The following is a 14550-nucleotide window of genomic DNA, read 5'->3' on the forward strand; positions in this document are numbered from 1 at the left end:
GGGCGGGCGGGTGATCGGGCGGGGCGGGGGAGCGACCGCGTCAGGCGCGGCCGCGCGCGACCATCCGCGCCTTGCGGGCGGCGAGCTTCTCGTCGAACTTCGACGCCTCGCTGTCCAGCCCGCCCATGTACAGGCCGAGCTCCTCCTGCGCCTTCATGCCCTCCGGGCCGAGCCCGTCGATGTCCATGACCTTCAGGTGGCGCAGCACCGGCTGGATCACGTCGTCGTGGTGGATGCGCATGTTGTAGATCTCGCCGATCGCCATCTGCGCGGCGGCCCGCTCGAAGCCGGGCATGCCGTGGCCGGGCATCCGGAAGTTGACGACGACGTCGCGCACGGCCTGCATGGTCAGGTCCGGGGCCAGCTCGAAGGCCGCGCCCAGGAGGTTGCGGTAGAAGACCATGTGCAGGTTCTCGTCGGTCGCGATCCGGGCCAGCATCCGGTCGCAGACCGGGTCGCCGGACTGGTGGCCGGTGTTGCGGTGCGAGACGCGGGTGGCCAGCTCCTGGAAGGCCACGTACGCGACGGAGTGCAGCATCGAGTGCCGGTTGTCCGACTCGAAGCCCTCCGCCATGTGCGCCATGCGGAACTGCTCCAGCTGGTCCGGGTCGACGGCGCGCGAGGTGAGCAGGTAGTCGCGCATCACGATGCCGTGGCGGCCCTCCTCGGCGGTCCAGCGGTGCACCCAGGTGCCCCAGGCGCCGTCGCGGCCGAAGAGGGAGGCGATCTCGTGGTGGTAGCTGGGGAGGTTGTCCTCGGTGAGGAGGTTCACCACGAGCGCGATCTTGCCGATGTCGGTGACCTTGGACTGGTCCGCGGACCACGCCTCGCCGTCCTCGAAGATGCCGGGGAAGTTCCGTCCGTCGGAGAACGGGACGTACTCGTGGGGCATCCAGTCCTTGGCGACCTTGAGATGGCGGTTGAGTTCCTTCTCCACCACCTCTTCCAGCGCGTACAGCAGCTGGGCGTCGGTCCACGCCTTCGAACTGCCGAGGTGGGGAGAGGTGATCGTCACGGGGAGCTCCTGGGGACGGGAGTGGGGGGACGGGAATTACCTACGGATTCGTAGGTTACGTGACCGTAGGTTAAGGCGACGGTAAGGGGTAAGCCAAGCCCGTCCCCGCGGGCACCCGATCACGTACCGTTATGCGCGCAGCTCGCGGCGGACTTCCGTGAGCTTCAGCGGGTCTTCGCAGGTCAGCGGGGGTCCTCGGGCAGGCCCAGGTCCCGGCGCAGATACCGGGCGGTAACCGAGGTGCGGTCCGCGAGCAGCCCCACCGGCGTCCCCTCGAAGACCAGCTCGCCGCCCTTCTTCCCGCCGTCCGGGCCGAGGTCGATCACCCAGTCCGCCCGCTTGAGCACCTCCAGGTTGTGTTCGACGCAGATCACCGTGTTCCCCGCGTCGACGAGCCGGTCCAGCAGATCCACCAGCGCCCCCGTGTCGGCCAGGTGCAGCCCGGTCGTCGGCTCGTCCAGGACGTACACGCTGGAGGTGCGGTGCAGCTGGGTGGCGAGCTTGATCCGCTGGCGCTCACCTCCCGAGAGGGTGCTGAGGGGCTGCCCGAGCGTGAGGTAGGTGAGGCCGACCTCGTCGAGCGTGCGCAGCTTCCGCAGCAGTACGCGGTCCTCGAAGAGCCCGACCGCCTGCGCCGCCGTCATCTCCAGCACGTCGACGATGGACCGGCCGCCGACCCGGTGCTTCAGTACGTCGTCGTGGAAGCGGCGGCCCTCGCACTCCTCGCAGGTGGTGGTGACCGGATCCATGAACGCCAGGTCGGTGGAGATCTCCCCGCGGCCCGAGCAACCCGGGCAGGCACCCGCGGAGTTGAAGCTGAACAGCCCGGCGTCGACGCCGTTCTCGCGGGCGAAGACCTTGCGGATGGTGTCCAGCGCACCGATGTACGAGGCCGGGGTCGAGCGGGAGGACGCGGTGATGGCGCTCTGGTCGATGACCACCGCCTGCGGGTGGGCCGCCGTGAACACCTCCGAGACCAGCGTCGACTTGCCCGAACCGGCGACCCCCGTCACCACCGTCAGCACCCCGGCGGGGAACGACACGTCCAGCCCTTTGAGGTTGTGCAGGTCGGCTCCCCGGACCGGGAGTCGCCCGGTGGGGGAGCGGAACTCGCTCTTGACGGACGTCCGTCGGCGCAGGCAGCGGCCGGTGAGCGTGTCCGCCTCCCGCAACCGGTCGAACGGCCCCTCGAAGACGACGTGGCCGCCCTCCGCCCCGGCCCGCGGCCCCATGTCGACGATATGGTCCGCGACCGCCATCACGTCCGGGTCGTGCTCGACGACCAGCACGGTGTTGCCCTTGTCGCGCAGCCGCACCAGCAGATCACCGAGCCGCCCGACGTCCCGTGGATGCAGCCCGACGCTCGGCTCGTCGAAGACGAAGGTCAGCCCGGTCAGCGAACTCCCCAGGTGCCGCACCATCTTGAGCCGCTGCCCCTCGCCGCCGGAGAGGGTGGTCGTCTCCCGGTCCAGGCTGAGGTAGCCGAGCCCGATCCCCACGAGCCGCTCCAGCCGTTCACGGGCCGCCGCCGCGATCGGGCCGCCCACCGGGTCGTCGATCCTGGCCAGTACGCCGACGAGATCGGCGACCTCCATCCTTCCGTAGTCGGCGGGTGAGAGCCCGTCGACGCGGGTGGCGAGGGCCGCCGCGTTCAGCCGTGCCCCGCCGCAGGAGGCGCAGACCCGCTCGACGGTGAACCGGTCGGCCGCCGCGCGCCGCTTGTCCGACAGCGATGCCGTGTCGCGCTTGAGGTAGAGCCGCTCGAACCGCGTCACCACTCCCTCGAACCGCATGTCGGCCGAGCCCGTCCGCATGTCGATCCGGACGTTGAACCCGGATCCGTACAGCAGGAGTTGACGCTCCTCCTCGCCGTACGCGGAGAGCGGCAGGTCGTTGTCGAACCGCCCCGACCCGCCGTACAGGTTCCACTCCCAGCTGCCCACCGTGAGGCCGGGCAGCAGCAGCGCCCCCTCGTTCAGCGACTTCGACCAGTCCACCGCCCGGTCCAGGTCGAGCCGGACCGTACGTCCCACCCCGTCGCACTCCGGGCACATCCCCGCAGGGTCGTTGAAGGAGTACGCGGTGGCCCCGCCGGCGCTCGGCGTTCCGTACCGGGAGAACAGCACCCGGATCACCGACCAGATGTCCGTCGCCGTGCCCACGGTCGAGCGGATGTTGCCGCCCAGCGGCTTCTGGTCGATGACGACGGCCACGGACAGGTCCTCCATGGACTCGGCCCGTGGCCGCTCGTACTTCGGCAGCCGGTTCCGCAGGAACGAGGTGAAGGTCTCGTTCAGCTGCCGCTGGGACTCCACGGCGATCGTGTCGAAGACGACCGATGACTTCCCCGAGCCGGAGACCCCGGTGAAGACGGTGATCCGGCCCTTGGGCAGGGTGAGGGAGACGTCGCGCAGATTGTTCTCGTGCGCTCCGGTGATGACGATGCCGCGCTCGGTGCTGAGATCCATACCGACGACGCTAGGCGCAATACCCGACAGCTTCTGTCGCCTTTTCCCGCAGATCTGCCGGGGCCGCTCACCGCCCCGCCCGCACCTCCTCGGCAGTCGTGTCCCGCAGCTTCCCGTCCAGCCGCAGCCACCGGGTGATCCCGATCGCCTCCAGGAACGGCACGTCGTGGCTCGCCACGATCAGCGCCCCCTCGTACGCCTCCAGGGCCTCGGTCAGCCGCCGTACGCTCGCCAGGTCGAGGCTGTTCGTCGGCTCGTCCAGCAACAGCAGCCGGGGCGCCGGGTCCGCCAGCAGCAGCATCGCCAGCGTCGCCCGGAAGCGCTCCCCGCCCGACAGTGTCCCGGCCGGACGGTCGGCGGAGCCCCCCTTGAAGAGGAAGCGCGCGAGCCGGGCCCGGACGCCGTTGTCGCTCAGGCCGGGGGCCGACCGCTTCACGTTGTCCGCCACCGACAGCGCGTCGTCCAGCGTGTCCAGCCGCTGCGGGAGGAAGCCCAGCGGCACCGGCGTCGTCGCCTCACCGGAGAGCGGGGCGAGCTCACCCGCGATCGTCCGCAGCAACGCCGTCTTCCCCGCCCCGTTGCGCCCGGTCAGCGCGATCCGCTCCGGACCGCTGACGGTCAACTCCCCACGCAGCGGCGGCCCGTAGGGCGGTGCCGGATCACGCAGGAGCAGCACCTCGTTCCCCGGATGCACCCGCGTCGTCGGCAGCTCGATCCGGATCTCCTCGTCCTCGCGCACCGCCGACTCCGCCTCGTCGAGCCGTTCCCTGGCCTCCGCCAGCCGCTCGGTGTGCAGGATGCGGTGCTTGCCGGCCGACACCTGGGCGGACCGCTTGCGCTGGCCCATGATCACCTTGGGCTCCCGCTTGGTATCCCACATCTTCTGGCCGTACCGCCTGCGCCGGGCCAACTTCATGTGAGCGTCGGCCAGTTCGCGCTTCTGGCGCTGCACATCCGACTCGGCGGCCCGCACCATCCGCTGCGCCGCCTCCTGCTCGACGGCGAGCGCCTCCTCGTACGCCGAGAGGTTTCCGCCGTACCAGGTGACCGCGCCCTCGCGCAGATCCGCGATCCGGTCGACCCGCTCCAGCAGCTCCCGGTCGTGGCTCACCACGAGCAGCGCCCCGGTCCAGGCGTCGACCGCGTCGTACAGCCGCTTGCGGGCGACCGCGTCCAGGTTGTTCGTCGGCTCGTCCAGCAGCAGCACCCCGGGACGGTCCAGCAGCAGGGCCACCAGCCGCAGGAGCACGCACTCGCCGCCGGACATCTCCCCGACCGTGCGGTCCAGGCCGATGTGGCCGAGGCCGAGCCCGTCCAGGGCGGCGCGGGCGCGCTGCTCCACGTCCCAGTCGTCGCCGATCACCGCGAAGAGCTCCTCGCGTACGTCACCCGCCTCGACGGCGTCGATCGCCGCCCGCCGGTCCGCGATGCCCAGCACCCGGTCGACCTCTAGCGCGGTGTCCAGGGTGACGGTCTGCGGCAGATACCCGAGGCCGCCCCGGGTCCTGATCTCACCTTCCAACGGGGTGAGTTCACCGGCGATCAGCCGCAACAGGGTCGATTTGCCGCACCCGTTGAGGCCGATGAGCCCGGTGCGACCGGGGCCCACGGTGAGGTCGAAGCCGGAGAGGACCTCGGTGCCGTCGGGCCAGGAGAAGGAGAGGGAGGTACAGCTGATGTGGGTGTCGGACGCAGACATACGGATCTCCCGTGTACGTCGGGGAAGTGAGCTGAGGACGGCTGACGAGCTGAGGTCGCACACGGGCGCCCGATACCACGACGAGGCGTGGCGGCGCTGCACGGTGCGGGGGACCTCAGATCAGCAACGTCCTTCTCCGATCCGACGACAACAGGGACAGTCACGAAGGTAGAACCGCGGCGCACATCCCGGCAACGGGTTTTCCGACGGGGAGGCGGTGAGGTGCCGCCGCTCAGCAGGCGCCGCCGAGCAGATCGGTCAGGTTCCGGTCCAGCTCCAGATAGCGGTACTCGTCACCCATCGGCACCAGCTCCTGCGCCCGCTCCAGGAAGCGGCGCAGCTCCGCCGTGCGCACGTGGACCATGGCGATGCCCTCGGCCGCGTGGAACTCCAGCACCGTCCGCTCGTACCCGAACGGCCTGACCCGGACGTCCCCCTCGCCGGCCGGGGTGTCGACCCCCGCCGTCAGCAGCTCACGGGAGAACTCCCAGGACACCTCGGTCCCCTCCAGGGTCGCCGGGGCCGGAAACGCCATCCGCACGGCGAAGGGGTCCTTGCGGTCGTAACTCAGTGTGGCCGGCAGGGTTTCCATCCGCGGGGCGGACGCGACCATGCGGGCCTGCACGGACTGCTCGATAACGCTGGACAAGACCTGCTCCCTCTCGCGGCTGGGTGAACGGTTCCCGGCATTGGAGTAGACGACGGAACGCATCGATCCGTGCACCGGCGGGCGGCGTGAGCTGCGTCACCGCCCACGCCCCGCCTCTCCTCCACGCTCTCCTGCACCCCCGCCTCCTGCCCGCTTCCGGGCCGCGCACCCTGACCGGCGTACGTTCCGGCCTGCGCGAAGTCCGGGGAGGGTGCCGCCCGGCCCGCCTACTGCCCCGGCAACTCCTGCTTGAACGGAGCGAGTTCGGGTGCCGTCTTGGTCGCGATGAATTCGGTGATCCGGTAGGCGCAGACCCCGTGCGCGGCGAAGGGGTCGGCCGCGGCGATCGCCTCGATCCGCTGCCGGTCGTCCCCGACGGCGAGGATCACCCCGCCGTCCCGGGGGTTCTTGCGGCCCGACGCGATGAAGACGCCGGCGGCGTACTGCTCGTCGAGCCAGGCGATGTGCTCCTTCATCAGCGCGTCCGCGCGCTCGACGGGAGCCGTGTAGGTCAATTCGAGTACGAACATGATCGTCAGGCTACGGGAACGTGGGTGCCCCGGCACCGCCTAAGCTGCTGGTCATGACGACACAGCCCACCCCCGCCCATGAGACCCCCGCAGACGAAGCCGAGGGCCGGGCGATCCAGGACCGCCTGCGCGGCCTCGTGGTGCTGGACGAGCCGGGCCCGGCGCCCGGCACCGGCCTGGTGACCGGGGTCGACGTGGCGTACGACGAGGAGAAGGACGTCGTCGTCGCGGCGGCCGTGGTGCTGGACGCCGAGACGCTGGAGACCGTGGACGAGGCCACCGCGGTCGGCAAGATCACCTTCCCGTACGTCCCCGGGCTGCTGGCCTTCCGCGAGATCCCCTCCGTGCTGGAGGCCCTGGAGTCGCTGACCGTCGACCCCGGCGTCGTCATCTGCGACGGGTACGGCCTCGCCCACCCGCGCCGCTTCGGGCTCGCCAGCCACCTGGGCGTGCTCACCGGGCTGCCCGTGATCGGCGTCGGCAAGAACCCCTTCACCTTCACGTACGAGGCCCCCGGCCCCCGGCGCGGCGACTTCTCCCCGCTGGTGGACGGCGACGAGGTGGTGGGCCGGGCGCTGCGCACCCAGGAGAACACCAACCCGGTCTTCGTCTCCGTCGGCCACCGGATCAGCCTCGACAACGCCTGCGCCCACACCCTGCGCCTGGCCCGCCGCTTCCGCCAGCCGGAGAGCACCCGCCGGGCGGACGCGCTGTGCCGGCAGACCCTGCGCGAAGCGACCGCCTGAGGGGCCACCGCTTGCCATCGGATTCAATTGAGTATCTGTACGGATGGCATAGATCGATCTTGCTGGGCAGGCTGAACACATGAACGCCTCTCGCACAGCTGCCCGCCCCGTCCCCTTCGGCCCCGCCCAGCACCACATGGCCCACGGTATGGCTCTCGGTATGGCCATCGGCGGGGTCGTCGGCCTCGTCTGGCTGGGCGCGATGCTCTACACGCTGGTCAGCTGGATCTTCTAGCAGCGCTTCTTCACCGCACCGCCGCCACCCGGAAGCGCAGCCCCGCCGCCGTCAGGCGTTCCAGCAGCGCGTCGCCCATCGCCGTCGCCGTGGTGACCTGGCCGGAGGTCTCCGGGAGCTTGTCCAGGGCGAGGCAGAGGGCCGACTCGGCGAGGATCTTGGCCGTCTCGTCGTAGCCCGGATCGCCGCCGGACACCTCGGTGAAGACCCGCCGCCCACCGCCCTCCCCGACGAAGCGGACGCTGAACCAGCTCCGCCTGCGGCGCTCCGCGTCCGGCCCCTGCCCCGCCTCGTACCGCCCCATCAGCCAGTCGCGAACGGGACCCACCTGGGCCGCCGCGACCAGCGCACCGACCGCCGCAGGCCCGCCGAGGGCCATCGGCAGGGTCTTGACCGAGGCGAAGTGGCGGTAGCGGAAGTCGGGGCCGTACCGCTCCAGCGCCCGCGCGGAGCGGCCCACGACCGCCGGGTCCACGGTCGGCAGCGGCAGCGCCCAGGTGCCGGTGGCCCCGTTGAAGTGCGGGGAGCCCGCCGGGGTGCGGACCCGGCGCCCCACCTGTCGGGGCTCGTGCAGGCGCCGCTCCCGGGCGGCGAGCAGCATCTGCGGGCCGCGCCCCATCGCGGTGAGCGCGGAGGCGAACGTACCGCCGGAGAACACGGCGTTGCTGCGGACGAAGCCGTCGACGGTCAGCGGCACACCCTCCGGCAGCTGCTTCACCGTGAAGTACGCCCCCAGGTCATGGGGTACGGAGTCGAAGCCGCAGGCATGCACGATACGGGCGCCGGTCTCCCGGGCCCGCGCGTCGTGGCGCACATAGGTCCGGTCGATGAACTCCGCCTCGCCGGTGAGGTCCAGGTAGTCCGTCCCGGCCTCGGCGCAGGCGGCGACGAGCTTCTCGCCGTACAGGATGTACGGGCCCACGGTCGTGGCCACCACCCGTGCGGATTCCGCGAGTTCACGCAGCGCGTCCTCGTCGTCCGCGTCGGTCTCCAGCAACGGCAGCTCGGCGCAGCCCGGTTCGATCGCGGTGAGCCGCTCGCGCAGCCGCTCCAGCTTGGTGCGGCTGCGGCCGGCCAGCCCCCAGCGCAGCTCCTCGGGGGCGTGCGCCGCCAGGTACTCCGCCGTGAGCACCCCCACGAAACCGGTGGCACCGAAAAGGACGACATCCAGGGGGCGCGCGGCCCCGTTCTGCCTGTTCACGAGTACCTCCGGGGGGCGAGGGGGACGGGTGGAGACGTGGCAGGCAGGCTAGCGGAGGGGGGAAGCGGGTGTGCGGCCGGGCGGGGCGTGGGCGTGGAACGTCCGGCGGGGATGCGAGAGGATCCCGGTGAGGAACTAAGCGCTTGCTCGGCCCGGGGGGTTGTGCGGAGCGGGGCGCGTTCATAGCATCATTGATGTTACATCGGTTGTGTCACACCCCTGGGGGCTCACGGATGGCAAGGACCGGGCACGGCCCGCTGGCAGGGATCCGGGTCGTCGAGCTGGCGGGGATCGGCCCCGGACCGTTCGCGGCGATGCTGCTGGCGGACCTCGGAGCCGACGTCGTACGCGTCGACCGGCCCGGCGGAGCCGGTCTCGGCATCGATCCGGCGTACGACATCACCAACCGCAACAAGCGCTCCGTCCTCGTCGACCTCAAGGACGAGGGTGGCGCCGGCCGCGTCCTGGACCTGGCCGAACGCGCCGACATCCTCATCGAGGGGTACCGCCCCGGCGTCGCGGAACGACTCGGTGTCGGGCCCGACGCCTGCCTCGCCCGCAACCCGAAGCTGGTCTACGGGCGGATGACCGGCTGGGGCCAGGACGGCCCGCTGGCGCAGCGGGCCGGGCACGACGTCGCGTACCTCGCGCTCACCGGCACCCTCTCCATGATCGGCAAACCGGACGAGCCGCCCGTGGTCCCCGCCAACCTGGTCGGCGACTACGCGGGCGGCTCGCTCTACCTCGTCGTCGGGGTCCTCGCCGCCCTCCAGCACGCCCGCACCCCCGGCGGCGTGGGCCAGGTGGTGGACGCGGCGATCGTCGACGGCGCCGCCCACCTCGCCTCGATGATCCACGGCATGCTGGCCGCCGGGAGCTGGCAGGACCGGCGCGGCGCCAACCTGCTGGACGGCGGCTGCCCCTTCTACGGCACCTACGCCACCTCGGACGGCGGCCACATGGCGGTCGGCCCGCTGGAAGGGCAGTTCTACGACGAGTTCATCGGCCTCCTCGGCCTCGCCGACGCCTTCCCCGACCGGTGGGAGCTGGCCCGCTGGGACGAACTGCGCGCCGCCGTCACCGAGCGCTTCGCGACCCGTACGCGGGCGGAGTGGACCGAGGTCTTCGACGGCACCGACGCCTGCGTGGCCCCCGTCCTCTCGCTCCGCGAAGCCCCGCACCACCCGCATCTCGCCGCCCGCTCCACCTTCGTCGAGCACAGCGGCATCACCCAGCCCGCCCCCGCCCCGCGCTTCTCCGCCACCCCCGTCTCCGTCCGCAGCGGCCCCGCCCGGCCGGGCGCCGACACCGACGCGATCGCCGCCGACTGGGACGTACCGGGGCTCCGGCCCACCCCCCGAGACTAGGAGACCCCGTGCAACGCCAGATCTTCACCGAGGAGCACGACGCGTTCCGCGAGACCGTCCGGGCCTTCCTGGCCAAGGAGGTGCTCCCGTACTACGAGCAGTGGGAGCAGGACGGCATCGTCTCCCGCGACGCCTGGCTCGCCGCCGGGCGCGCCGGGCTGCTCGGCCTCGCCGTCCCCGAGGAGTACGGAGGCGGCGGCTCCACCGACTTCCGCTACAGCGCCGTCCTCGCCGAGGAGTTCACCCGGGCCGGGGCGCCGGGCCTCGCGATCGGCCTGCACAACGACATCATCGGCCCGTACCTCACCGGCCTCGCCACCGACGAGCAGAAGCGGCGCTGGCTGCCCGGCTTCTGCTCCGGTGAGACCATCACGGCCATCGCGATGACCGAGCCGGGCGCGGGTTCCGACCTCCAGGCGATCCGCACCACCGCCGAGGACAAGGGCGACCACTGGCTGCTCAACGGCTCGAAGACCTTCATCTCCAACGGCATCCTCGCCGACCTGGTGATCGTCGTCGCCAAAACCACCCCCGACGGCGGGGCGAAGGGGCTGTCGCTGATCGTCGTCGAGCGGGGCGCGGAGGGCTTCGAGCGCGGCCGCAACCTCGACAAGATCGGCCAGAAGGCGCAGGACACCGCCGAGTTGTTCTTCAACGACGTCCGCGTCCCCAAGGAGAACCTCCTCGGTGAACTCGACGGCGCCTTCATCCACCTGATGACCAACCTGGCCCAGGAGCGCATGGGCATAGCGGTCGCCGGGATCGCCGCCGCCGAACACCTGCTGGAGATCACCACGCAGTACGTCAAGGAGCGCGAGGCCTTCGGGCGCCCGCTCTCCAAGCTCCAGCACATCCGGTTCGAGATCGCGGAGATGGCCACCGAGTGCGCCGTCACCCGCACCTTCCTGGACCGGTGCATCGTCGACCACTCCGACGGGACGCTGGACGCCGTCCACGCCTCCATGGCCAAGTGGTGGGCCACCGAACTGCAGAAGCGCGTCGCCGACCGCTGCCTCCAACTCCACGGCGGCTACGGCTACATGAGCGAGTACAAGGTCGCCAAGGCGTTCACCGACGGCCGTATCCAGACCATCTACGGCGGCACGACCGAGATCATGAAGGAGATCATCGGCCGCTCGCTGCTCGCCTGACGCCCCCCGACTCCCTCCCTCTCCACCACCCTCGAAAGGCAGCTGTCTTGAGTACCGAAGCATTCGTCTACGACGCGATCCGCACCCCGCGCGGCCGTGGCAAGGCCAACGGCGCCCTGCACGGCACCAAGCCGATCGACCTGGTCGTCGGCCTCATCCACGAGATCCAGGGCCGCTTCCCGGACCTCGACCCGGCCGCCATCGACGACATCGTCCTCGGCGTGGTCAGCCCGCTCGGCGACCAGGGCTCCGACATCGCCCGGATCGCCGCCATCGCCGCCGGACTTCCCGACTCCGTCGCCGGCGTCCAGGAGAACCGCTTCTGTGCCTCGGGCCTGGAAGCAGTCAACCTGGCCGCCGCCAAGGTCCGTTCGGGCTGGGAGGACCTCGTCCTCGCCGGTGGCGTCGAGTCGATGTCCCGGGTGCCGATGGGCTCCGACGGCGGAGCCTGGGCCATGGACCCCATGACCAGCTTCGAGACCGGCTTCGCCCCGCAGGGCATCGGCGCCGACCTCATCGCCACCATCGAGGGCTTCAGCCGCCGCGACGTCGACGAGTACGCCGCCCTCTCCCAGGAGCGCGCCGCCGCGGCCTGGAAGGACGGCCGCTTCAACCGCTCCGTCGTCCCGGTCAAGGACCGCAACGGCCTGCTCGTCCTGGACCACGACGAGCACATGCGCCCCGGTACCACCGCCGATTCCCTCGCCGGCCTCAAGCCGTCGTTCGCCGCCATCGGTGACATGGGCGGCTTCGACGCGGTGGCGCTCCAGAAGTACCACTGGGTCGAGAAGATCGACCACGTCCACCACGCGGGCAACTCCTCCGGCATCGTCGACGGCGCCGCCCTCGTCGCCATCGGCTCGAAGGAGGTCGGCGAGCGCTACGGCCTCACCCCGCGCGCCCGCATCGTCTCCGCGGCCGTCTCCGGCTCCGAACCCACCATCATGCTCACCGGCCCCGCCCCGGCCACCCGCAAGGCGCTCGCCAAGGCCGGGCTCACCATCGACGACATCGACCTCGTCGAGATCAACGAGGCCTTCGCCGGGGTCGTCCTGCGCTTCGTCAAGGACATGGGCCTGAGCCTGGACAAGGTCAACGTCAACGGCGGCGCCATCGCCCTCGGCCACCCCCTCGGCGCGACCGGCGCGATGATCCTCGGCACCGTCATCGACGAACTGGAGCGCCGCGACCAGCGGTTCGGCCTGGTCACCCTCTGCGTCGGCGGCGGCATGGGCGTCGCGACGATCGTCGAACGCATCTGACCGTTCTGCCCCGGCCACCCCTGCTTACGGAGAAAACACCGACATGACGACCGAGAGCACCACCATCCGCTGGGAACAGGACGAGACCGGCGTCGTCACCCTCGTCCTCGACGACCCCAACCAGTCCGCGAACACGATGAACCAGGCCTTCAAGGACTCCATCGCGGCCATCGCCGACCGCGCCGAGGCCGAGAAGGACTCCATCCGCGGCATCATCTACACCTCCGCCAAGAAGACCTTCTTCGCGGGCGGCGACCTCAAGGACATGGTCAAGGTCGGCCCCGGGAACGCCCAGGCCGCGTTCGACACCGGCACCGCGATCAAGCGCTCGCTCCGCCGTATCGAGACCCTCGGCAAGCCCGTCGTCGCCGCCATCAACGGTGCTGCCCTCGGCGGCGGTTACGAGATCGCGCTCGCCTCCCACCACCGCGTCGCCCTCGACGCCCCCGGCTCCCGCATCGGCCTGCCCGAGGTCACCCTCGGCCTGCTCCCGGCGGGCGGCGGCGTCACCCGGACCGTACGTCTCATGGGCATCGCGGACGCGCTGCTCAAGGTGCTCCTCCAGGGCACCCAGTACACGCCGCAGCGCGCCCTGGAGAACGGCCTCGTCCACGAAGTCGCCGCCACCCGCGAGGAGATGATCGAGAAGGCCCGCGCCTTCATCGACGCCAACCCCGAGTCCCAGCAGCCCTGGGACGTCAAGGGCTACCGCATCCCCGGCGGCACCCCGTCCAACCCCAAGTTCGCCGCCAACCTCCCCGCCTTCCCGGCCAACTTGAAGAAGCAGATCGCGGGCGCGCCGATGCCCGCGCCGCGCAACATCCTCGCGGCGGCCGTCGAGGGATCCCAGGTCGACTTCGAGACCGCCCTGACCATCGAGGCCCGGTACTTCACCGAGCTGGTCACCGGCCAGGTCTCCAAGAACATGATCCAGGCGTTCTTCTTCGACCTCCAGGCCGTCAACTCCGGTGCCAACCGCCCCAAGGACATCCCCGAGCGCCCGGTCCGCAAGGTCGCCGTGCTCGGCGCCGGGATGATGGGCGCGGGCATCGCCTACTCCTGCGCCAAGGCCGGCATCGAGGTCGTCCTGAAGGACGTCTCCACGGAGGCCGCCGCCAAGGGCAAGGCGTACAGCGAGAAGCTGCTCGCCAAGGCGCTCTCCCGGGGCCGTACGACGGAGGCGAAGCGCGACGAGCTGCTGGCCCGGATCACCCCGACCGGCGACGCGGCCGACCTCGCGGGCTGCGACGCGGTGATCGAGGCCGTCTTCGAGGACACCGCGCTCAAGCACAAGGTGTTCCAGGAGATCCAGGACGTCATCGAGCCCGACGCCCTTCTCTGCTCCAACACCTCCACCCTCCCGATCACGGTCCTCGCCGAGGGCGTGTCCCGCCCGGCCGACTTCATCGGCCTGCACTTCTTCTCACCGGTCGACAAGATGCCGCTGGTCGAGATCATCAAGGGCGAGCGGACCGGCGACGAGGCGCTTGCCCGCGCCTTCGACCTCGTACGGCGCATCAAGAAGACGCCGATCGTCGTCAACGACTCGCGCGGCTTCTTCACCTCGCGCGTCATCGGCCAGTTCATCAACGAGGGCGTCGCGATGGTCGGCGAGGGCGTCGAGCCCGCCTCGATCGAACAGGCCGCCGCCCAGTCCGGCTATCCGGCCAAGGTGCTCTCCCTGATGGACGAGCTGACCCTGACCCTGCCCCGCAAGATCCGCAACGAGACCAAGCGGGCGGTCGAGGAGGCCGGCGGCACCTGGCCCGGCCACCCGTCCGACGAGGTCATCGACCGCATGGTCGACGAGTTCGGCCGACCGGGCCGCAGCGGGGGAGCGGGCTTCTACGACTACGACGAGCAGGGCAAGCGCACCGGCCTCTGGCCGGGCCTGCGCGAGCACTTCACCACCAAGGCCGACGCGGACGTCCCCTTCGAGGACATGAAGGAGCGGATGCTCTTCTCCGAGGCCCTGGACAGCGTCCGCTGCCTGGAGGAGAACGTCCTCGTCTCCGTCGCCGACGCCAACATCGGCTCCATCATGGGCATCGGCTTCCCGCCGTGGACCGGCGGCGTGCTCCAGTACATCAACGGGTACGAGGGCGGCCTGCCCGGATTCGTCGCCCGCGCCCGGGAGTTGGCCGACCGCTACGGCGACCGGTTCCTGCCGCCCGCGCTGCTCGTGGAGAAGGCGGAGAAGGGCGAGACCTTCCACGACTGAGCCCGT

At 70.9% G+C, this 14550-nt stretch carries 12 protein-coding genes; 6 read left to right on the top strand and 6 right to left on the bottom strand.

The features are described from left to right. Positions 1 to 40 precede the first annotated feature (40 nt). The 5 genes from IF17_RS0128230 to IF17_RS0128250 form a co-directional block, all read right to left on the bottom strand. Entirely contained in the window at positions 41 to 1015 is a 975-nt protein-coding gene (locus IF17_RS0128230; protein ID WP_030571638.1) for an acyl-ACP desaturase, read from the bottom strand. A 182-nt stretch (positions 1016 to 1197) separates the two neighbouring features. Beyond that, a complete protein-coding gene (locus IF17_RS0128235) occupies positions 1198 to 3483 on the bottom strand; it encodes an ATP-binding cassette domain-containing protein (RefSeq protein WP_030571640.1) in 2286 nt (761 codons plus the stop codon). A gap of 67 nt (positions 3484 to 3550) precedes the next feature. Next, complete coding sequence (locus tag IF17_RS0128240) at positions 3551 to 5182, bottom strand: ABC-F family ATP-binding cassette domain-containing protein (RefSeq protein ID WP_030571642.1); 1632 nt, start codon at positions 5180 to 5182, stop codon at positions 3551 to 3553. 232 nt (positions 5183 to 5414) lie between these two features. Next, positions 5415 to 5831 (bottom strand): spore wall synthesis regulator SsgD, encoded by a 417-nt coding sequence (gene ssgD, locus IF17_RS0128245; protein WP_026241704.1) that lies wholly within the window; start codon positions 5829 to 5831, stop codon positions 5415 to 5417. Between the two features lie 227 nt (positions 5832 to 6058). After that, a complete protein-coding gene (locus IF17_RS0128250; protein ID WP_030571646.1) occupies positions 6059 to 6361 on the bottom strand; it encodes a YciI family protein in 303 nt (100 codons plus the stop codon). Positions 6362 to 6414: 53 nt separating this feature from the next. Between IF17_RS0128250 and IF17_RS0128255 the strand changes: the two genes are divergently transcribed. Next, a complete protein-coding gene (locus IF17_RS0128255) occupies positions 6415 to 7107 on the top strand; it encodes an endonuclease V (protein WP_030571649.1) in 693 nt (230 codons plus the stop codon). Positions 7108 to 7186: 79 nt separating this feature from the next. After that, complete coding sequence (mmpA, locus tag IF17_RS1000000139355; RefSeq protein ID WP_167344539.1) at positions 7187 to 7342, top strand: morphogenic membrane protein MmpA; 156 nt, start codon at positions 7187 to 7189, stop codon at positions 7340 to 7342. Positions 7343 to 7352: 10 nt separating this feature from the next. Here the strand turns inward: mmpA and IF17_RS0128265 are convergent, their stop codons facing one another. Beyond that, the gene (locus IF17_RS0128265) at positions 7353 to 8543 is read right to left on the bottom strand and encodes a saccharopine dehydrogenase family protein (RefSeq protein WP_030571652.1); all 1191 of its coding nucleotides are present in this window, start codon (positions 8541 to 8543) and stop codon (positions 7353 to 7355) included. Positions 8544 to 8776: 233 nt separating this feature from the next. Between IF17_RS0128265 and IF17_RS0128270 the strand changes: the two genes are divergently transcribed. The 4 genes from IF17_RS0128270 to IF17_RS0128285 are packed head-to-tail and all read left to right on the top strand — an operon-like array spanning position 8777 to position 14544. Then, entirely contained in the window at positions 8777 to 9910 is a 1134-nt protein-coding gene (locus IF17_RS0128270; protein ID WP_030571655.1) for a CaiB/BaiF CoA transferase family protein, read from the top strand. 8 nt (positions 9911 to 9918) lie between these two features. Beyond that, a complete protein-coding gene (locus tag IF17_RS0128275; protein WP_030571657.1) occupies positions 9919 to 11061 on the top strand; it encodes an acyl-CoA dehydrogenase family protein in 1143 nt (380 codons plus the stop codon). A 47-nt stretch (positions 11062 to 11108) separates the two neighbouring features. Then, entirely contained in the window at positions 11109 to 12323 is a 1215-nt protein-coding gene (locus IF17_RS0128280; protein ID WP_018513291.1) for an acetyl-CoA C-acetyltransferase, read from the top strand. 43 nt (positions 12324 to 12366) lie between these two features. Continuing rightward, on the top strand, positions 12367 to 14544 hold the full coding sequence (locus IF17_RS0128285; protein ID WP_030571660.1) for a 3-hydroxyacyl-CoA dehydrogenase NAD-binding domain-containing protein: 2178 nt from the start codon (positions 12367 to 12369) through the stop codon (positions 14542 to 14544). The last annotated feature ends 6 nt before the right edge of the window (positions 14545 to 14550 follow it).

Source organism: Streptomyces cyaneofuscatus, assembly GCF_000718135.1.
GTDB lineage: Bacteria > Actinomycetota > Actinomycetes > Streptomycetales > Streptomycetaceae > Streptomyces > Streptomyces cyaneofuscatus.